20 protein-coding genes are annotated in these 19,787 nt (G+C 66.2%); 4 read left to right on the top strand and 16 right to left on the bottom strand.

Translation table 11 applies throughout. From position 1 onward, the window contains the following. Positions 1-81: 81 nt before the first annotated feature. From hslV to ACZ92H_RS12125, 3 genes are all read left to right on the top strand, one after another. Positions 82-618 carry an ATP-dependent protease subunit HslV gene (gene hslV / locus ACZ92H_RS12135; protein ID WP_076565072.1) on the top strand — a complete coding sequence of 179 codons (537 nt, stop codon included), beginning with the start codon at positions 82-84 and terminating at the stop codon, positions 616-618. 133 nt (positions 619-751) lie between these two features. After that, on the top strand, positions 752-2,104 hold the full coding sequence (hslU, locus tag ACZ92H_RS12130; RefSeq protein WP_465049555.1) for an ATP-dependent protease ATPase subunit HslU: 1,353 nt from the start codon (positions 752-754) through the stop codon (positions 2,102-2,104). An 18-nt stretch (positions 2,105-2,122) separates the two neighbouring features. Continuing rightward, positions 2,123-2,317, top strand: coding sequence for a hypothetical protein (locus ACZ92H_RS12125; protein WP_131374493.1), 195 nt, complete (start codon positions 2,123-2,125; stop codon positions 2,315-2,317). 152 nt (positions 2,318-2,469) lie between these two features. Here the strand turns inward: ACZ92H_RS12125 and ACZ92H_RS12120 are convergent, their stop codons facing one another. After that, the gene (locus ACZ92H_RS12120) at positions 2,470-3,084 is read right to left on the bottom strand and encodes an outer membrane protein (RefSeq protein ID WP_465049516.1); all 615 of its coding nucleotides are present in this window, start codon (positions 3,082-3,084) and stop codon (positions 2,470-2,472) included. Between the two features lie 182 nt (positions 3,085-3,266). Here ACZ92H_RS12120 and ACZ92H_RS12115 point away from each other — a divergent pair, with 182 nt between their 5' ends. Continuing rightward, positions 3,267-4,061: a helix-turn-helix domain-containing protein gene (locus ACZ92H_RS12115; RefSeq protein WP_465049515.1), complete on the top strand. Its 795-nt coding sequence runs from the start codon at positions 3,267-3,269 to the stop codon at positions 4,059-4,061. On the opposite strand, the gene ACZ92H_RS12110 is transcribed toward ACZ92H_RS12115, so the two are convergent. The 15 genes from ACZ92H_RS12110 to ACZ92H_RS12040 all read right to left on the bottom strand — a co-directional run bounded on the left by ACZ92H_RS12110 (position 4,034) and on the right by ACZ92H_RS12040 (position 19,748). Beyond that, the gene (locus ACZ92H_RS12110) at positions 4,034-6,289 is read right to left on the bottom strand and encodes a patatin-like phospholipase family protein (protein WP_131374497.1); all 2,256 of its coding nucleotides are present in this window, start codon (positions 6,287-6,289) and stop codon (positions 4,034-4,036) included. The two genes, ACZ92H_RS12115 and ACZ92H_RS12110, sit on opposite strands and share 28 nt — an antisense overlap. Before the next feature lie 64 nt (positions 6,290-6,353). Beyond that, complete coding sequence (locus tag ACZ92H_RS12105; protein WP_131374499.1) at positions 6,354-6,917, bottom strand: type II secretion system protein N; 564 nt, start codon at positions 6,915-6,917, stop codon at positions 6,354-6,356. A 15-nt stretch (positions 6,918-6,932) separates the two neighbouring features. Next, positions 6,933-8,153 carry a type II secretion system inner membrane protein GspF gene (gspF, locus tag ACZ92H_RS12100; RefSeq protein ID WP_465049513.1) on the bottom strand — a complete coding sequence of 407 codons (1,221 nt, stop codon included), beginning with the start codon at positions 8,151-8,153 and terminating at the stop codon, positions 6,933-6,935. A gap of 10 nt (positions 8,154-8,163) precedes the next feature. Beyond that, positions 8,164-9,585, bottom strand: a complete 1,422-nt coding sequence (gspE, locus tag ACZ92H_RS12095) for a type II secretion system ATPase GspE (protein ID WP_131374503.1) — start codon at positions 9,583-9,585, stop codon at positions 8,164-8,166. Between the two features lie 10 nt (positions 9,586-9,595). Continuing rightward, positions 9,596-11,845 (bottom strand): type II secretion system secretin GspD, encoded by a 2,250-nt coding sequence (gene gspD / locus ACZ92H_RS12090; RefSeq protein WP_465049510.1) that lies wholly within the window; start codon positions 11,843-11,845, stop codon positions 9,596-9,598. Further along, positions 11,842-12,618, bottom strand: coding sequence for a type II secretion system protein N (locus ACZ92H_RS12085; protein WP_131374507.1), 777 nt, complete (start codon positions 12,616-12,618; stop codon positions 11,842-11,844). The genes gspD and ACZ92H_RS12085 overlap by 4 nt, the downstream gene beginning before the upstream one ends. Then, entirely contained in the window at positions 12,615-13,148 is a 534-nt protein-coding gene (gene gspM, locus ACZ92H_RS12080) for a type II secretion system protein M (RefSeq protein ID WP_465049508.1), read from the bottom strand. Before gspM ends, ACZ92H_RS12085 begins: the two co-directional genes overlap by 4 nt. Beyond that, entirely contained in the window at positions 13,145-14,374 is a 1,230-nt protein-coding gene (gene gspL / locus ACZ92H_RS12075; RefSeq protein WP_465049507.1) for a type II secretion system protein GspL, read from the bottom strand. The genes gspM and gspL overlap by 4 nt, the downstream gene beginning before the upstream one ends. 18 nt (positions 14,375-14,392) lie before the next feature. Further along, positions 14,393-15,364 (bottom strand): type II secretion system minor pseudopilin GspK, encoded by a 972-nt coding sequence (gspK, locus tag ACZ92H_RS12070; RefSeq protein WP_465049506.1) that lies wholly within the window; start codon positions 15,362-15,364, stop codon positions 14,393-14,395. After that, on the bottom strand, positions 15,361-15,984 hold the full coding sequence (locus ACZ92H_RS12065) for a type II secretion system protein GspJ (RefSeq protein ID WP_131374513.1): 624 nt from the start codon (positions 15,982-15,984) through the stop codon (positions 15,361-15,363). Before ACZ92H_RS12065 ends, gspK begins: the two co-directional genes overlap by 4 nt. Further along, positions 15,984-16,376 carry a type II secretion system minor pseudopilin GspI gene (gene gspI / locus ACZ92H_RS12060; RefSeq protein ID WP_465049505.1) on the bottom strand — a complete coding sequence of 131 codons (393 nt, stop codon included), beginning with the start codon at positions 16,374-16,376 and terminating at the stop codon, positions 15,984-15,986. Before gspI ends, ACZ92H_RS12065 begins: the two co-directional genes overlap by 1 nt. Beyond that, complete coding sequence (locus tag ACZ92H_RS12055) at positions 16,376-16,870, bottom strand: GspH/FimT family pseudopilin (protein WP_465049504.1); 495 nt, start codon at positions 16,868-16,870, stop codon at positions 16,376-16,378. The genes gspI and ACZ92H_RS12055 overlap by 1 nt, the downstream gene beginning before the upstream one ends. Before the next feature lie 12 nt (positions 16,871-16,882). Beyond that, positions 16,883-17,335 carry a type II secretion system major pseudopilin GspG gene (gene gspG, locus ACZ92H_RS12050; protein WP_131374517.1) on the bottom strand — a complete coding sequence of 151 codons (453 nt, stop codon included), beginning with the start codon at positions 17,333-17,335 and terminating at the stop codon, positions 16,883-16,885. 94 nt (positions 17,336-17,429) lie between these two features. Then, complete coding sequence (locus tag ACZ92H_RS12045) at positions 17,430-18,191, bottom strand: HesA/MoeB/ThiF family protein (protein WP_465049503.1); 762 nt, start codon at positions 18,189-18,191, stop codon at positions 17,430-17,432. 63 nt (positions 18,192-18,254) lie between these two features. Next, positions 18,255-19,748, bottom strand: a complete 1,494-nt coding sequence (locus ACZ92H_RS12040) for a S41 family peptidase (RefSeq protein WP_465049502.1) — start codon at positions 19,746-19,748, stop codon at positions 18,255-18,257. Positions 19,749-19,787 lie beyond the last annotated feature (39 nt).

Here is a 19,787-nt window from a genome sequence, read left to right as displayed (position 1 = left end):
CCTTTTCCATCCCCACGTTTGGGCCATGGGCGCGCAAACGCATGACCTTGCACGCATCGGCACGAATCTTTTGAGGTCACTATGGAACAATTTCACGGCACCACCATCCTCTGCGTCCGGCGCGGCAAGCAAGTCGCGCTGGGCGGCGACGGCCAGGTAACGCTCGGCAATATCGTCATGAAGGGCACGGCCCGCAAAGTGCGTAAGTTGTATCAGGGCAAGGTCCTGGTCGGCTTTGCCGGCGGCACCGCCGATGCCTTCACCCTGCTCGACCGTTTTGAAGGCAAGCTGGAAAAACACCAGGGCAACCTGCTGCGCGCCTCCGTCGAACTGGCCAAGGACTGGCGCACCGACCGCGTGCTGCGCCGCCTGGAAGCCATGCTGCTGGTGGCCGACAGCGAATCGACCCTGGTCATCACGGGCAATGGCGACGTGCTGGAGCCGGAAGACGGCATCGGCGCCATCGGCTCGGGCGGCACCTATGCCCAGTCCGCCGCCAAGGCGCTGCAGGAAAACACGGACTTGTCGCCGGCCGAGGTGGTCAGGAAATCGCTGACCATCGCCGCGGAACTGTGTATTTATACCAACATGTCGCACATCATCGAGACGCTCGACTAAGCGTTCCCGGGAAAACGCCCATGGCTGCGCTGCATGGCCTGGGCGTACAAAAACGTACTGCCTGCGGCCACGCGCCCTGCCCTGAACGTTTTTCGGGCACTCTTTATAAAGAATACAGAAAGCCAATATGATCATGAACATGACCCCGTCGGAAATCGTCACCGAACTCGACAAACACGTGGTGGGCCAGGCCAAGGCCAAGCGCGCCGTCGCCATCGCCCTGCGCAACCGCTGGCGCCGCCAGCAGGTGGCCGAGCCCCTGCGCCATGAAATCACCCCCAAGAACATCCTCATGATCGGCCCCACGGGCGTCGGCAAGACGGAAATCGCGCGCCGCCTGGCCAAGCTGGCCGAGGCGCCCTTCATCAAGATCGAAGCGACCAAGTTCACGGAAGTGGGCTATGTGGGGCGCGACGTCGACACGATCATCCGCGACCTGATCGACATCGGCATCAAGCAGACGCGCGCCTCGGAAATGAAGAAGGTGCGCGCGCGCGCCGAGGACGCGGCGGAAGACCGCATCATCGACATCCTCGTGCCGCCGGCGCGCGATTTCGGCTTCACCCCGAACACGGCAGCGGCCGTGGACAGCGGCAGCGGCGACAGCACGCGCCAGACCTTCCGCAAGCGCCTGCGCCAGGGCGAACTCGATGACAAGGAAATCGAGATCGAGCTGGCCGACGCCGGTCCGCAGATGGAAATCATGGCGCCGCCCGGCATGGAAGAAATGACGGAGCAGATCAAATCGATGTTCTCGGGCGTGGGCGCGCAGCGCAAGAAGGCGCGCAAGGTCAAGATCCGCGAAGCGCTGAAACTGCTGGTCGAGGAAGAAGCGGCCAAGCTGGTGAACGACGACGAGCTGAAACAGAAGGCCATCCAGAACGTCGAGCAGAACGGCATCGTCTTCCTCGACGAGATCGACAAGATCGCGTCGCGCTCGGAATCGGGCGGCGCCGACGTCTCGCGCGCCGGCGTGCAGCGCGACCTGCTGCCGCTGGTCGAGGGCACGACCGTCAACACCAAGTACGGCATGATCCGCACGGACCACATCCTGTTCATCGCTTCGGGCGCCTTCCACCTGTCGAAGCCATCGGACCTGATCCCGGAACTGCAGGGCCGCTTCCCCATCCGCGTGGAACTGGAATCGCTGTCGATCGCCGATTTCGAGCGCATCCTGACGAGTACCGACGCCTGCCTGACGATGCAGTATGAAGCCTTGCTGGCGACGGAAAACCTCACATTGCAATTCGCCCCGGAAGGCATCACGCGCCTGGCGGAAATCGCCTACTCGGTGAACGAGCGCACGGAAAACATCGGCGCGCGGCGCCTGCACACGGTGATGGAAAAACTGCTGGAAGAAGTGTCGTTTACGGCCAGCGAAGGCAGCAGCAGCGCGGAAAACGTGCTGGTGATCGACGCCGCGTACGTCAACGAGCGCCTGGAAGCGCTGTCGGTCAACGAAGACCTGTCGCGCTACGTGCTGTAATCAGGGAGGGGGAAACCGATGGCAAACAAGGCATTGGCGACGCGGCAGAAAATGCAGTTCCGCGTCGAGCCCTCGCAAAAACCGCGCAACCCCGTCGCCACGGCGGCCCTGCAGCGCAGCGCCGGGGCGCACGTGAAAACCGTGTCCGGCCAGCGCCAGCAGGAAAAGCGCCTGCTGGCGAAACTGCTGCTGAAGGCTGACGTCAAAGACTGATCTGGAACTGTCCCTGGCAAGGCGCATGGACGAAGACGGCATGCGCAAGACGGCGAGGCCGTGCAACGCCGCCATGGATAATGTCAGGCCGCCCGCGGACACCCCGGGTCAGGGGCGTCCGCCATCAGGCCATCATTGCCGGCCGCCTGCCGTTAGAAACGGTAGGACGCGCCCAGCGAAAACATGTCGACCTTGGTCTGCTGGCTGCCGTTGTACTTCACCGGCACGCGGTCCCAGTCGAGGTGCAGCGCCCAGTTACGGTTCAGTGCGTACGCCGCACCGAGACCGTAGGTCAGGCCGATCTTGTCCTTCTTGTCCGAGCCGCCCCCCAGATAATCGACCTTGCCCTGCGTGTAGGCCGCGCCCATGCGGCCGCTCAGGGTAAATGCGTCGAACTGGTAGCCAAGCACGCCTTGCATGCCAAGGCCCGTGAACTTGCCGCGGCCGGCGCGCTTGCCGGCACCGGTATCGAAGCCGGACTTGACCTCGCCCCCCAGATACCCCACCAGCTCAATCGAAGGCACGGCCACGCCGCCCTGAAACGACAGCGCGTCGAAACTGTAACCCACGTACGCCTTGCCGCTGCGCTTGCTGCTTTTGTCGCACTCGCCTTGCCCCGGCACGCAGTCAAGGTCGCTGCTGGCGCGAAAGCCATAGCTGGCGCCCATATAGATGGGGCTCGATGCCGCCTCGGCGGCCGAGGCATGCACGGGAGCGAAGGCGGCAAGCGCCAGCATCGCCACTGGGAAATGGAATTTGAAAGACATGGATAAACCTCTACAAGTGGATGGATTGCCTGGTTGTAGCGCGCTGCGTGAACCACGCTCTGGCGCCACCAGCAGGAGTGTCATCGCTTTTACCCTAAAGTACTATCTCCTTGTGCAAAGTGCCATTACCGGCTACATTCGGTACCGTCAACCGCTACCAAACTTGCAAAAAGGGATATATCGTGAGTTCGCCTGAACTGGTCCTCCGCGTGCTGCGCACGCAATTGCGCGCCGCCGGCATCACTTACAAGGTGCTGGCCGAACGCATCGGCATGAGCGAGTCGAGCGTCAAGCGCATGTTTGGCCAGCACGACATGTCGCTGTCGCGCCTGGCCCTGATCTGCAAGGCCTCCGGCATCGCCATGGAAGACGTGCTGCGCGGCGCGGCCGACATCACGCCGCACGCCGACACCCTGACCCTGATCCAGGAAAAATCGCTGATCGCCCATCCGCGCCTGCTGCTCGTGGCGATCTGCTGCCTCGGTCACTGGAGCCTGGAACAGGTGGTGGAAACGTATGCGCTGACGCAAGCCGAGTGCATCGGCTACCTGGCCGAACTGGACCGGCTGGGCTTGATCGAACTCAAGCCGCTGAACCGCTACAGCCTGCGCGTCTCGAACGCCTTCCACTGGCTGGCCGACGGTCCCGTGCAGCAGTACTTCCGCGAATACGTGGTGGCCGATTATTTCAGCGGGCATTTTGACGGCGCCGGCGAAACCCTGATGTGCATCCCGGCGCGCCTGTCGCTGTCGAGCGCCCAGGAGCTGGTGCAGAAGATCCGCCAGCTGGCCGAGGAGCTGGCGCGCCTGCACCAGAGCGACCGCCGCCTGGCGCCGCAGGAACGCGATGGCTTTACCCTGCTGCTGGGTTTCCGTTCATGGGAATTTGCCGCCTTCACGGCGCTGCGCCGCAACCCTGCCTCTGCCCTGCCGGCCACGCCGCCCGCCAGTTACCAGACGGGGCCCAGGAACAGATAAAAGGTGCTCTCGCCCCCCTTGGACGCGCCCGAGGCCACGTACACGGGGCCGAAGCGCGTATCGACGGAAATGAAGGCGCTGCTGGCCTGCGTGAACTTGCTGGCCCTCCAGCGTTCGCTCGGATCGAAGCCGCCGCCCATCTCCAGCGAGAAGCCGGCCCGCACGGCGCCGCCCAGGGTGCTTGGCAGGGAACCGATGCGGCGCGCCATCACGACGCGCGCCAGGGCGATGCTGCGCCCGCTCACGGATTCGAACTCCGTGCCGGACAGGCGCAGGAAACCGCCCAGGCTGAGCGGCGCCTCGCCGCGCTGCGCGCGCGCCCATTCGCCATATACGTGGCCGGCCCAGTTGCCGCGGCCGAACGCCTTCAATGCCGACAGCGAGGAACGGCCCAGGGCCGCTTCGCCCGAGCCCGTGGTCGAGGCCCGCGTCCAGGTGGCGTCGAGCAGCATGCCGCGCGTGGGGAAGCCGGGCGAATCGAGCGTATCGACGCGGAACTGCACGAACTGCGTCGTGCCCAGCGCGCGCGACTCCGGCAGCGCGGGATCGGCGGGGATCGCCAGCTTGCCCTTGACTTCCGTGCGCGTGACGCCAAACTGCAGATCGCCCCAGGTGCCGAACTCGCGCCCCAGCACCAGCGCCGCCGTCTGGCCGTTGTACGCCAGGCGCGCGCTGCGCCGGCCCTTGTCGAAGACATCCATCGCCGACGAGGTGTACTGCAGCTGCGGCGCGATATACCACGGGTTGCCCGCGCCCAGCGGCTGCCAGAACTGCACGCCATAGCCGCGCGCATTGCCGATCTGCGCCGTGCTGCGCAACTCGCCGCCCCAGCTGTTCAAGTTCGAGCGCACGTGCAGCAGCTTCAGGGCGAAGCTGTTGCTGTCCCTGAAATCGCTGGACAGCTCCAGGCCCACGCGCAGGCGGTTGCTGGCCCAGGGCGCTTCGACCGCCTTGATGTTGACCGTGCGCTGGTCGCCCGCGTCGACCACTTCCGTCTCCACGCGCGCCACGTCGCCGCGGCCATACAGCCTGGCGGCCGCCTTGAGCACATCTTCCTGGCTCACCGGCTGGCCTTCCACCAGCCCCGACTGGGCTTGCAGGATGCGCGGGTTGATCTCGCCCTCGCTCTCCACGGCCAGGCGCGTCAGCGGCAAGGCCACGTCCAGCAGGGCCGGCGCGGCCAGGCGCAGCTGCTCGCGCGCCGCATACTGTTCCGGCGGCAGGGCCAGCGGCGCCAGGCGCGCGGCCAGCGCCTGCGCCGCCTGTTCGCCGGCACGCATGGCGCGCGCATAGTTTTCAAAGTCGAGGAAACTCACGCCCGTCAGGTCCGGCGCCACCAGAATGTCCTGTGGCCGCATTTCCTTGAGCGAGCGCTGCACGTTCTGTTCCGTGAGGATCTGCAGCATCTGCTGCGCCACGCCGATGGCGCTGCCCAGGTCTTTTTCCGGCGCCAGCGGCGTGCCCACGTTGACGGCGATGACGATGTCGGCGCCCATGGCGCGCGCCATATCGACGGGCAGGTTGCGCACCAGGCCGCCGTCGACCACCAGGCGGTTATTCACGCGCACGGGAGCAAACACGCCGGGCACGGCCAGCGAAGCGCGCATCGACAGGAACAGCGGCGTGTCGACCAGTTCCACCAGTTCGCCGCTGACCAGGTCCGACGCCACCGAACGGAACGGCAATGGCAGCTGGCTGGCCGGGCGGTCGCGCATGCCGGCTGGCAGCAGGCGGTTCAGGGCCATCTCCAGCGCCGCATTGCTGGCGGCGGCGGGCGGCGTGGAAATGCCGTTGCGGCTCAGGCCAAACTCGATGCGCGAAGGCAGCAGCAAGTCTTCCTCGCGGCGGCGGAATGCCAGTTCATCGCGCGGCGGACGGTCGGCCACCACGCGCGCCCAGTTGGTTTCACGCGCCATCTTTTCCAGGTCCGCCACGGACGCGCCAGCCGCATATGCGCCGCCCACCACGCCGCCCATGCTGGTGCCGACCACCATGTCGATCGGTACATGCAGCTCCTGCAGCACCTTGAGCACGCCGATATGCGCCAGGCCGCGCGCGCCGCCGCCCGACAGCACCAGGGCGATGCGCGGACGCGCCGGCGCGGGCGCTATCGCAGTGGTGGCGGGCACGGGTGCGGCGGCGGGAATATCGGCGGCAACGCCAGCTTGCGGCAGGGCGCACAGCGCCGCCACGCAGCCTGCTGCCAGGACGGCACGGATCGAAAACATGAAGACTCCTGTTGCGGCGGCTGGGCGCCACCGGCATGGTGCGATTGAAACGGTGTGGCGTAACTTAATTCGACGGCGGCGGCGGCACGGCCGACACCTGCGGCGCGGCCGGCATCTGCACCGCCGGGCGCTGCGCTTCCATCGGCATCGGCGGCGGCACCAGGTTCGCTGCCGGCGCGGGGGCCGGCGCGGGCGCGGGTGACGGCAGCATCGCGGGCATGGCCAGCGCCTTGTCATCGGCCACCAGGTCGATGCGCTTGCTCACGCCGCCGTCCAGCAGCAGCACGTGGCGCGCATGCACTTCCTGCACCGTCACGCCCGGCACCACCTCGGTGCCTTCCGGCACGGCGACGGACGGCTTGCCGTCCGTCGAGATGATGGCCACGCTGCGGCGGCCATTCCCGGCCGCCACCACGCCCTTGAGCTGGTAGTTGCTGGCCGTGGCGACGCTGACCTGGCCGCCAAACAGCGAGGCGCCCGCCTCCACGCTGGCGTCCTGCACCACCGGCACGGCAGGTGGATTGATGGGGCGCTGCGGTGCCTTGAACAGCTGCATGGCCCAATAGGCCAGCGACACGGACAACGCCACGACGGCGAGCAGACTTGTGAGTTGGGGCAAACGCTTCATGGCTTCCTTGAATTCTTATCTTACGAGCTGATTGATTTCGATAATCGGCATCAGCACGGCCAGCACGATCAGCAGCACCACCACGCCCATGGCCAGGATCAGGGCCGGCTCCAGCAGGCCGGCGATGGTCAGGGTGCGGCGCTCCAGGTCCTGCTCCTGGGCGCTGGCGGCGCGTTCCAGCATGGCCGGCAGCTCGCCCGTGATCTCGCCGGCGCGTATCATGTGGATCAGCATGGGTGGAAAATGCTTTTGCGCCGACAGTGCGCGCGCCAGGCTGACGCCCTCGCGCACGGCGCTGCTGGCGTCCGCCACCAGCTCCTGCATCGCCACGTTGGTGAGCGTGTCGCGGCTGGTGTCGAGCGCGCGCAGGATCGGCACGCCGGAACCGGTGGTGATGGCCAGGGTACTGGCGAAACGCGCCGTGTTCAGGCTGCGCTCGAACTTGCCGTACAACGGCGCCGTCAGCAGCCAGGTATGCCAGCGCCGTTTCAGGGCCGGCTGCTGCAGCGCGCGCCGCCAGGCGAACCAGGCGCCGACGAGGATCACGGCAACGATGATGCCGTAATTGCGCACGAAGTCCGACAGCGCCAGCATGATCACGGTGAGCATGGGCAGCTTTTGCTTGGTATTGGCGAACACCGAGACGATCTGCGGCACCACGTAGGTGAGCAGGAAAATGACGATGGAAAACGCCACCACCGTGACGATGGCGGGATAGGTAAACGCCAGCTTGACCTTCTGCACCAGCGCATTGCGCCGCTCGATGTAGTCGGCCAGGCGCGACAGCACGCGCGACAAGTGGCCGATCTGCTCGCCCGACGCCACCAGGGCGCGGTAGATCTCGGCGAAGTCGCGCGGATGACGCGCCAGCACGTCGGAAAACGCGGCGCCGCCGATCACTTCCGAACGGATCGAGGCGATCAGGTCGCGCAGGTACGGCCGCTCGGCCTGCTCCAGCAGGGCGGAAAACGCCTGCTCCAGCGGCAGGCCCGCCTCCAGCAAGCTGGCCAGCTGGCGCGTAAACAGGGCCAGCTCGGTACTCGACAGGCGCTCGCCGAAGCCGCGCCGCCTGGTCACGCCGGCGGCATCGACCTGCGCGGCGATCTGCTCGACGGCCAGCGGCACCAGGCCTTGCACGCGCAGCTCGGCGCGCGCGGAACGGGGACTGTCGGCATTGAGCACGCCCTTGCGGGTGGCGCCTTGCGCGTCGACGGCTTCATAACGGAATGCGGGCATGGTGGCGGGCCTAGTCTTTGGTCACGCGCAGCAATTCTGCCTGCGTGGTGGTGCCGTCGCGCAGCCAGCGTTCGCCGTCTTCGCGCATGCCCGTCATGCCGTCCTGCAGGGCCACGGCGCGCACTTCCGCTTCCGAGGCGCGGTTGTGGATCTGCGCGCGGATCTGCTCCGTCGTGCGCAGCAGCTCGTACACGCCGACGCGGCCCTGATAGCCCGTCTGGCCGCAATGCTCGCAGCCCACCGCCTGCCAGTATTCGCCATCGAAGGTCTTGCAGGAGCCGCAAAGCTTGCGCACCAGGCGCTGCGCCAGCACGCCCAGCAGCGACGACGACAGCAGGAAGGGCTCGATGCCCATGTCCAGCAGGCGCGTCACGGCGGCCGAGGCGTCGTTGGTGTGCAGGGTCGCCAGCACCAGGTGGCCCGTCAGCGAAGCCTGCACGGCGATCTGCGCCGTTTCCAGGTCGCGGATCTCGCCGATCATGATCACGTCCGGATCCTGCCGCAGGATCGCCCGCAGCGCTTTCGCAAACGTCATGTCGATGCGCGGGTTGACCTGCGTCTGGCCCACGCCCGCCAGGTCGTACTCGATCGGGTCTTCCACCGTCAGGATGTTCGTCGTCGTCGCGTTGAGCATCGACAGCGCCGCGTACAGGGTGGTGGTCTTGCCCGAACCGGTCGGGCCCGTGACCAGCACGATGCCGTGCGGCTGCGTGATCAGGCCATCGAACTGCGCCAGCATGGGCGCGCTCATGCCCAGGTGCTGCAGGTCGAGGCGGCCGGCTTCCTTGTCCAGCAAGCGCAGCACGGCCCGTTCGCCATGCCCCGTCGGCAGGGTCGAGACGCGCACGTCGACGGGCTTGCCGCCCACGCGCAGGGTGATGCGGCCGTCCTGCGGCAAGCGTTTTTCAGCGATGTCGAGCTGCGCCATGATCTTGATGCGCGAGATCAGCGAGCCGTGGATGGCCTTCCTCGGGCGCACGACGTCGCGCAGGCTGCCGTCGATGCGGAAGCGCACGACGGAGGTCTGCTCGAACGGCTCGATGTGGATATCGGACGCGCCTTCGCGCAGCGCCTGCGTCAGCAAGGCGTTGATCATGCGGATGACGGGCGCGTCGTCGGACGATTCGAGCAAGTCCTCGATGGCCGGCACGTCCTGCAGCAGCTTGGTCAGATCGAGGTCGGCGTCGAATTCATCGGCCATCTGCGAGGCGTCGCCGCCACCGCCCGCATACGCGCCGGCGATGGCCGCATCGAGGTCGGCGCGCGGCAAGACCGTCAGCTGGATCTGGCCGAAACGGCGCGACACTTCGGCAATCGCCGCCGGCGCCGTCGATGCCGCCACCAGCACCTCGACGGGGGCGCCATCGGCGGCGCCGGGACGGGCCAGCAAGCTGAAATCGCGCGCGTAGGCGTAGGGAAGCAAATTACTCATGGCGACCCGATCACTTCTGCGGCTGTGGTTGTGCCTGTTGCTGCTGGTACTGCTGCAGCATCGACTGCGGCGGCGTGGCCGCATTGGCCGGCGCGCCTGGCGGCGGCGTCGGCGCGGGCGGCACGGGACGCGTCACCATGTTGCCACCCACGGGCTGGCCATCCTGCAGGGCTGGCAGCACCGGCGTGCCCAGGTCTTTCAGCATCAGGTTGCCCGTGGCCGGCACGGCGGCCGTCTCGGCCGAACGCATGTAGTCGTAGCGGTCGGCCGCCAGGCTGCCGCTCTGCTCCTTGTTGCGCACGATGACGGGGCGCAGGAAGATCATCAGGTTGGTTTTCTTGCGCTCGCGCGTCTGGTACTTGAACAGGTTGCCCAGCACGGGGATATCCCCCAGGCCGCGCACCTTTTCCGCGTTGTCGCCCGTGCTGTCCTCGATCAGGCCGCCGAGCACGATGATCTGGCCATCGTCGGCCAGCACATTGTTCTCGATCACGCGGTTGTTGATGGTGATGCCGCTGACGGCCGACGCCGTGGATTTGTCCACGCTCGACGTCTCGTGATAGATGCCCAGCTTGATGGTGCCGCCTTCGGAAATCTGCGGGCGCACCTTCAGGGTCAGGCCCACTTCCTTGCGGTCGATGGTCTGGAACGGATTCGTGTTGGTGCCGGCCGTGCTGGTGTACTGGCCCGTCAGGATCGGCACGTTCTGGCCCACCTTGATGGTCGCCAGTTCGTTGTCCAGGGTGATCAGGTTCGGCGTCGACAGGATGTTGGCGTTGCCGTCCGATTCCAGCGCATGCGCCAGCGCGCCCAGGCCCAGCGCGCCGTTGATCTGCTTGAAGATGCCCAGGGTCAGGCCGCCCGTCGGCAAGGTCTTGCCGCCGCCCGTGGCGAGGGCGCCGATATTGTTGTTGGTGCCGGAGGCGAACGACTGCAGCGCGCCCACGCGGTAGTTGCTGGTGCTGTCGCCGGAAAGCCCCAGCCACTGCACGCCGAATTCCGAGGCCTTGGCCGACGTCACTTCGACGATCAGCGCCTCGATGTAGACCTGGGCGCGGCGCACGTCGAGCTGGTCGATCACGGCGCGCAGGTTGCGGTAGACGGCTTCGTTGCAGGTCAGGATCAGGGTATTCGTCGAGGCATCGGCCTGGATGAAACCGGCCGCGCCGCCCGAGGACAGCTGCTGCGGCCCGTTGCTCAGCGAAGCGCCGCCCGTGGTGCCGCTTTGCGTATTGCCGCCCAGGCCAGTGCTGTTCATGCCGCTGCTGCTGTTCTGGCTGTTCTGGTTGTTATTCAGGCTGTTGCTGCCCGGCTGCTGCGCCGAGGCGGCCGTGCCGTCCGACGTCACCACCGAGCGCAGGGTCTGCGCCAGCTTGGTGGCGTCCGCGTTCTTCAGGTACACCACGTGCACATTGCCCAGCTGCGTGGTGGGCTGGTCCAGCTTCGAGATCAGCGACTTGGCCAGGTTGGCGCGCGCCGCCGATGGCGCGCGCAGCACCAGCGAATTGGTGCGCGGGTCGGCCAGCACGGAGACCTTGCCCGTGTCGCCGACCGCGCCGGCACCGGCGCCGCCGCCTTCCATCAGCTTGTTCACCATCGACGCCAGGTCGGAGGCGATGGCATAGCGCACGGGGATCACGTCCAGGTCCGTCGAGGCGGGCACGTCGAGCGCGGCGATGATCTTCGCCAGGCGCTTGAGGTTATCCGCGTAGTCGGTGATCACCAGCGAGTTGTTGCCCGGATTGGCGTTGATGGTGTTATTCGGCGAAATCAGGGGCCGCAGCACGGCCAGCAGGTTGGCCGACGATTCGTAGTTCAGGTAAAACACCTGGGTGGCGATCTGGTCGCCCTTCACCTGGCTGCTGCCATTGCCCACCTGGGTCGGCACGGACTGCAGCTTGGCGTCCGCTTCCGGCACCACTTTCGCGTAGCCGTCGCCGGACACCACCGCGTAGCCCTGCAGGCGCAAGGCCGAGGCCAGCAGCCCGAAGGCCTGCGTCTTGCTGATGGATTTTTCCGACACCAGCGTGATCGTACCCTTGACGCGGGGATCGATGACGAAGTTGATGTTGGTGTAATGGCCCACCGCCTTGATCACCGATTCGATGTCGGCGCCGACGAAGTTGAGCGCCGCTTCATCGCCGGGCGCGGCCCAGACGGGCGCCGGCATGCCGGCCACGGAACAGCACAGCAAGGCGGCAGCCGACAGGCGGCGCAGCGAGAAGGAGGAGGTATTTGGGCTCACGGATGGTTTTTTCATTGTCTAAACTCTAAGGCGATGATGTTTTTTTCGCTATTGCTACGGCGCTGTCCCAGCAAATTCAACAAACTCGCCAAGGTCTCTTCATATCCTGCTGCGGCCTGGGCCTGGCCGGAAAACTGCATGCGCCCCTGATTCAGGCTGCCGCTGCCGTCGAGCAGCAGCGGTCCCTTGATGGAGCGCAGTGTCAATGTCGCCTGCTGCCCCTGCCAATCGAAATCGAGTTCATAACTGCCCAGCGGACGCAAGGACGACAGGCGCGACGCCATGTCCGTCATCTGCAAGGTGGTGCGGCCGATGGCGGAAAACTGCTGCTTCTCCAGGGCCAGCTCCAGGGTGCTCCACGACAGGCGCATGCTGCCCGTCGGCGCCACGGTATTCAAGGGCGCGCCCAGGCCGCCCAGGCCATCGGCCGGCAGCAGCAGGGCCGCCGGACTGACCTGCCAGTGCGACCAGCCGCCGCGCAAGTTCACGGCCTGCGACAGCGCCTGCGGATTCTGCAATTCCACGTCCACCGATCCCCACAGCACCGAGGGCGAAATGCGCCAGCTGAAGCGCCCCGGCAGCAGCGGCGTCACGGCGCCATTTGCGCTGGCCGCCCCGCCAATAAAGGCCGAGCCGCGCCACAGGGTACCTTGCGCGTCGCCCAAGGTCAAACGCCCGCCCGTCTGCTTTTCCACGATGCCCGCGACCCAGCCGGCCGGGAAAAATACCAGCAGGGTCAGGCAGACGCTGACGACGATGGCCAGCAGCCATCCGAGCAGGCGCATCATCGCGTCGCGCCCGGACTCTGGTGCAGGCTGAAGGTGGCGTTCACCTGGCCTGCCTTGTCCTGCGCCGTGATGGTGGCTTCCTGCACGGCGATGCGGCCGTCACGGCGCAAGCCGTCCAGCCACAGCATGACGCTGGCAAACGGCACGCCGTTCAGCTGCACGCGCGCGTATTCTCCCGTCATCGACAGCGATTGCGGCGTCAATCCACGCGCCTTCAGCGACGCTTCCAGGCTGGCACGGCTCATCGGCGCCACCTGCACGGGCGCCTGGCGCGCCAGTTCGCCCGCTTCGCGCGCCAGGGCCTGCAGCTGGGCCGCATTCTGGCGCAGCTCGGGCAAGCTCTTTTGCAATTCCATGCGCCCCGTCCATGCCGGCTCGAAAAACACCGCGTAGACGAGGGCCAGGCCCGCCACCACGCCGCCGATGGCCAGCAGCTTGCGCTCCTGCTGCGTGCGCTCCGCCCAGAAAGCCTGTACGGCCTGCTGCTGCCCCGCCCACGCGGCGCGCGCCTTGCTCACTGCTGTACTCATGCTTTTGCTCCCGTGGCCAGGCTGATTTTCCACACTCCCGGCGCCGTTTCATTCAAGGCCAGCTTGCGCGCGGCCAGGCCGTCGCGCACCTGCGCCTGGGCGCTGGCGTCGACCATGTCCGGCTTGAGCTTGACGATCAGGCTGCGATCGCGGTACTCCAGCGACGCCACCACGCCGCGTCCGGCCAGGCCGCCCAGCGCCTCGCCCAGCGCCGCGCTCATGCTGGTGAAGTCATCCATGCTGGCCTGGCCGCCCTGCAGCTTGGCCGCTGCGATATTGCGCCGCATCTGCTCCGCTTCCAGGCCATACACGGGCGCTTCGTTCGGATACGCGGCCTTGAAGGTTTGCTGCATCGAGGTGCGCACGGTGGCCGCCTCGCGCTTCAAGCGCATCCATTCGATATTCATGCCGGCCAGGTTGACGACCACCGTCAGCAGCGCCAGGCGGATGGGCCAGCGCCAGCGCCGCCAGTCGGCCGCCGCACCTGACGCCGTGCCCAGCGCGCTGGCCAGGTCCAGCGGCGCGCTGCGGGCGCCGGCGATCCAGTGCGCCCAATGATCGGGCTCGACCGTCACGCCGTCCATGCCGGCGGCCAGCTGCTGGTACTGCGCCAGCTCGGCCTGCGGCACGTACAAGGTCAGGGGCACATCGCCGGCAAACGCGCGCGTCGTCAGCAGCGCCTGCTGCGGCTGCGCCGGCAGCACCAGGCCCAGGCCCTCCTGCGGTGCCTGGCGCAAGGCCAGTTCCAGGCTGGCGCCGGCCGGCTGCAGGGACGCCGCCACGCCGCCCGGCTGCAACGGCAGGCACAGCTGCGATGGCAGCAGCGCCACCTTGCGCGCGCCCTGCGCCAGCAAGGCTTGCACCAGGACCTCGGCCCAGGCGCGCTGCGCCACGGCTACCGTGCGCATGCCGCCCGCATCGGGCGCGCCGGCGGCCAGCAGGCAATCGTGCGCGTCGCCCAGGATGTGTTCTTCCACCAGGCCCGGCAAGGCCGCGCGCAGGCGGGCGCCGGCCAGCGGCGGGGTTTTCAGGCGCAGCAGGGTCACGTCGGCGGCGGCCAGCAGCAGTACCACCTGCTTCGCGCCGGCGATCAGCTGGCCCAGGCTGCCCAGCGCCGCGCTACCCTGCTGCAGCAAGGCGCCGCCGTCGCCTGCCAGCACGAAGGAGCAGGCAGGTGCGCTGTCGGTGGACGCCTTGGCCGGGTGCCGGATATACAAAGTTGTCAAAGTGACTCGCTTTCAGGGTTAATTTTCCCGCAACCAGACCAGGCTGGTGGTGCGCTGCGGATCCGTTTTTCGATTGACGAGCGCCACGGCATCGAGGGCGGCACGGTCCAGCCGCACGCGGATGACGGTGAGGAAGTAGCGGCTCTTCACGTCGAGCTCGACACCTTCGATCACTTGCTTCGCATCAATATTATTCTTGAAGTTTGCCAAATCAACAAACTTTTTACGCGGATTGCTCAAAGTCAGGGCACTGGCCTCGGACAGGGACATCATCGTCACGGCCGCCAGCACTTCGGCCGGCGCCGTATTCACGTTCACTGGCGTCAATTCCGGCAGCACGATGACGAAGTCGCGCAGTTTTTCGATCATCTGCGGCGTATAGCCGGGCACGGCCAGCAAATCCTCCACTTGCGTAAACGCCACCGGCTCGCTGCTGCCGCCCGCTGCCGGGCTAGCCGTCTTGCCATCGCTGTCGCTGCTGGCGGTGCGCGGTTTCGGCCGCGCGCGCAGCACGGCATCGGCCGTCGCCTGCGCCAGGCCGCTATCGAGCTGCACGTTCGACAGCAGGCGCTGATAGGCCTGCACATTGCCCGTATTGACACCGCCCGTGGCATTGATCAGGTTGACAATATTGAAGCGCGCCTGCGCGTCGAGCGCGCGGCCCGAGACGGTGGCGTCGAATTTTTCCGTGTCGACCTTTTCGCGGTCCACGTAATCGTCGAGCCGGGCTTCCTCGATGGGCGTGGCCCACACGCCATCGAGCGCCGTCAGCGAGGGATTGTCCTGGCGCAGCCAGAAGCGGGCGAAATCGACCATGCCGCGCATGGCCCATTGCGTCTGCAGGCGCAGGCGCTGGTTTTCCATCGAGCGCACCTGCACCTGCTGCTGCCAGAACAGGCTGGCGACGACGGTGATGGCCAGCGCCGTCAGCAGCAATGCCGTGATGACGGCCACGCCGCGCTGGCGCGCAGGAAGTGAAAAGCGCTTCATCCCGGCCCCAGCAAAAAGACTTTGGACAGGCCCGCATCCTGGCCCGGCATCTGCAAGGTCACTTCCAGGCCCGGCACCTGCGTCGAGATGGTGGCGCCGGCCGTCAGCACGTTCCAGGCGCCATTGCTCCAGCCGCGCATGACCATGCTCTCGACGCCCCGCATCAGGGGCACGTCGGCGCTGGAGGTGTCCGTGTCGTCGCGCGCCGCCTGCCACAGGGTGTCGAGCACGGCCAGGTCGCGCGTGCCGTTCGACTCGCGCCGCGTCAGCACGCCGCCGTTCAGGCGGTAAGTGACCACTTGCAACTGTTGCGGCTCCTGTTCCGAGGCGGCCAGGCGCACCAGGGTCAGGCGGTCGTTCTCGGCCGACAGGTTGGTGCGGCCATTCAGCAGATTGTTGTTCAGGCCGGCGCCAGCCAGGTGGTCGCAATCGCTTTGCATCTGGGCAAACGCCAGCTGCATGCCGCGCGCCTGTTCCAGCTGGCTCGTCAGCACTTCGCGCGAACGCACGATGCTGTCCAGGCCGCGCCAGCCCAGCACGGCGACCATGGCCAGGATGCCGATCGCCACGAGCAGCTCGATCAGCGTGAAGCCGGCGGCGGAAAGCGGGCGGCGCGCCATCAGTCGTTAAACGAAAGCAGGACCAGGCGCACGATGCGCCGGGCCGGATATTGCGCGTCATACACGTTGACGCGCACTTGCCGGATGCGGGGATTCGGCGTGGCCACCACTTCCTCTTCACAAATGAGTTTCAGGTCGCCTTGCGGGCAGTCGACCGTGCGCTTGCCCGTCTGCGGGAAGGTCTTTGCCAGGCGCAGGCGCACCAGGTGGTTTTCCGCCGACCAGGTGGCCATCATGGCGCTGCGCAAGCCATCGCTGTTCTGCGTCAGGCTGCCGACGGCGCGCAGGGACGCCCCCAGGGCCGTGCCGACGATGACGAGGGCGACCAATACTTCGAGCAAGGTAAAGCCGCACTGCGCGTGGCGCTGGCGGCGGTGAGCCGGGAAGCGCATCATTGCTCGACCGTGAAATGGCCGATGCCGTCGGCGCGGATGGCCACGCTGCGCTCGCCGCTGGCCAGGGTCAGGACAAACGGCTTGTCCACCGGTTCGCGGCCGAAGATGATGCGCAGCGGCTGCGCCACGCTGTTCGACGGCTGCACGCTGAGCAGCATGGGGGTATTGCTGAAGGCGCGCTCGCGCAGCAAGTCGTCCTGCGTCACGGGTTGCCACAGCTTTTCATTGAGCACCAGGAAACGGTATTGATTTTCATCGGCCTCGAAGGCCACTTGCCGGCTGCGCACGATGGCTTCATCGCGCGCCAGCTGCAGCAGCAGGGCGATGCGTTCGGCTTCCTTTTGCAAGGCTTGCTGGCCATTCGGCATGGCGTTCAGCGACACCAGGCCCAGGGTGACGCCGATGATGACCATCACCACCAGCAATTCGATCAGCGTAAAACCGCCGCGGCGTTGCCGGGACGCCATGCGCTGCTTGCCGAGGGTGGTCATGGAAAGAAAAACTTACAGTTCCCACGAGCCGATATCGGCATCGTCGCCGCTCCCGCCGGGCTGGCCATCGGCGCCCAGCGAAATGATGTCGACTTCGCCCTTCACGCCCGGCGACAGGTACTGGTAAGGATTACCCCATGGATCTTTCGGCATCTTTTCCAGGTAGCCGCCCGCTTTCCAGCCATTCGCGGCCGGGCCGGTCGTCGGCTTTTCAATCAGCGCCTGCAAGCCCTGCTCGGTGGTCGGGTAGCGCTGGTTATCCAGGCGGTACAGTTTCAAGGCCTGCATCACGGTGGAAATGTCGACTTTCGCCGCCGCCACTTTCGATTCGCCCGTGCGGGCGATCAGCTTGGGCACCACCAGCGACGCCAGGATGCCCATGATCACCACCACGACCATGATTTCGATCAGGGTGAAGCCACGCGCGCGGCGCTGGCGTGTCGGATGGTTTGCTGCGTTTTGCATAAGAAAGAGAGAAGAAGGTGAGTAATGAGTGCAGAGTATAAAGCGGAAATATGACAAAGCCTGTCATATGGGGAAAAAATTCTGCGGCGGGTTTTCAGAGCGACAAGACCACTTCGCCGCAGACGGCGCAGCCAGGGTCGCGCGCGACCTGCATGCTGCTCCATTCCATGTGCAAGCCGTCGAGCAGCAGCAGGCGCCCGGCCAGCGACTGTCCCGCGCCCATCACCAGTTTCAGCGCCTCGGCCGCCTGCATGGCGCCGACCACGCCGACCAGCGGCGCGAACACGCCCATGGTCGAGCATGCCTCGTCCGTGAACTGCTGCTCCTGCGGGAACAGGCAGCAATAGCAGGGCTGGGTGCCCGTGCGCGGGTCGAAGACGCTCACTTGCCCGTCGAAGCGGATCACGGCGCCCGATACCAGCGGCACCCTGGCCGCCACGCAGGCACGGTTGACGGCGTGGCGCGTGGCGAAGTTGTCCGTGCAGTCGAGCACCACCGTGGACGACAAGACCAGTTCGGCCAGGCGCGCGTCGTCGACGCGCTCCTGCAAGGCGATGATATCGATCTCGGGGTTGATGCCAAGCAATGTTTCACGCGCCGATGTGACTTTCGGCTGGCCCACGCGGGCCGTCGTGTGGGCGATCTGGCGCTGCAGATTGGTGAGATCGACCGTATCGTCATCGACCAGGGTCAGCTTGCCGACCCCGGCCGAAGCCAGGTACATGGCCGCGGGCGAGCCGAGCCCGCCCGCGCCGATCACCAGCACGTGGGCGTCAAGCAGGGCTTGCTGGCCTTCGATGCCGATCTCGTCCAACAGGATGTGGCGCGAATAGCGCAGCAGTTGCTGATCGTTCATGGGATCAGACCCGCCGGGACTCGGCGTCCCCGTCTAACCGCGGCATTGGCATTGAATCAAGCATCACGGCTTCTGCACGGGAATCTTTTTATCGTCGGCCTTGATGTCGGAGGCGATTTCCGGCTTGGCGCTGATCTTCTCGCCCTTGGCCTCGGCCTTGGCCAGCTGCACCGGCAGGCCCTGGAAGTGGTTCAAGGCTTGCTGCAGCTGGAAATCATCCTTGGCGCCGTATTCGAGCGGCTTGCGCTTTTTCGCCGTGGCGATCAGGCGCTGCTCTTCTTCCAGCTGCTCGTGCATACCTTCCATCGTCGGCTTGGCCGCTTCCGGCTTGCCGTCGTCGCTGCTCAAGTGCTTTTCCAGGTCCGCCTCGCGGATGCGCAGGCTGTTCCAGCCATCGCCCTCGGCCGTTTCATCGACCAGCAGGTCGGGCACGATGCCGCGCGCCTGGATGGCGCGGCCTTTCGGCGTGTAGTAGCGGGCCGTCGTCAGCTTGACGGCCGTATCGGCGGTGATCTGGCGCAAGGTCTGCACGGAACCCTTGCCGAAGGTTTGCGTGCCGATGACGGTGGCGCGCTGGTAATCCTGCAAGGCGCCGGCGACGATTTCCGAGGCGGAAGCGGAACCGGCATTGACCAGCACCACCAGCGGCACGGTTTTCAGCGCGGCCGGCAGCTTGGCCAGCGGGTCCGCCTTGGCGCCCGGCGGCGCATAGAATTCGCGGCGGCCATAGAACACCTGCTTCGATTCGGGCAACTGGCCCTTGGTCGAGACGATGACGGAGTTGCCCGGCAAGAAAGCCGTGGCCACGCCGATGGCGCCCGGCACAACGCCGCCCGGATCGTTGCGCAAGTCCAGCACCAGGCCCTTGAGCTTGGGGTCTTGCGCATACAGCGCGTTGATCTTCTTGACCATGTCATCGACAGTCGGTTCCTGGAACTGGGCGATGCGCAGCCAGGCATAGCCGGGCGCGACCATCTTGGCCTTCACGCTCTGCACGCGGATTTCCTCGCGCACGATGGGGAATACCAGCGGCTTGCTTTCGCCCTTGCGCGACATGGTCAGCACCAGCTTGCTGCCGGGCTGGCCGCGCATCTTCTTGATCACTTCTTCCAGCTGCAAGCCTTTCAGCGGAATATTGTCGAGGCGGGTGATCAGGTCGCCCGCCTGGATGCCGGCCTTGGCGGCGGGGCTGTCCTCGATGGGCGAGACGACTTTCACGTAGCCGTCTTCCATGCTCACTTCGATGCCGATGCCGACAAACTTGCCTTGCACGCTTTCGCGCATTTCCTTGAAGGCATTTTTATCCAGATACACGGAATGCGGGTCCAGCGAGGACACCATGCCGGAAATGGCTTCCGTCAGCAGCTTCTTGTCTTCCACCTTCTCGACGTAATCCGTCTTGATCAGGCCGAAGACGTCCGACAGCTGGCGCAGCTCGTCGAGCGGCAGCGGGGTATTCGTGATTTTCTGCGCCACGGCCGGGAACTGCAGCGACATGCCGATGCCGGCCAGCACGCCCAGACCGATCAGGCCGATATTTTTGACTTTGATGCCCATGTATTCTTCGCAATTTACAAATTCGCTGCCGCAGCAATG

The organism is Janthinobacterium foliorum (assembly GCF_978021625.1).
The sequence above is the reverse complement of the archived record's forward strand: the minus strand, read 5'-3'. Positions and strand labels throughout refer to the sequence as shown.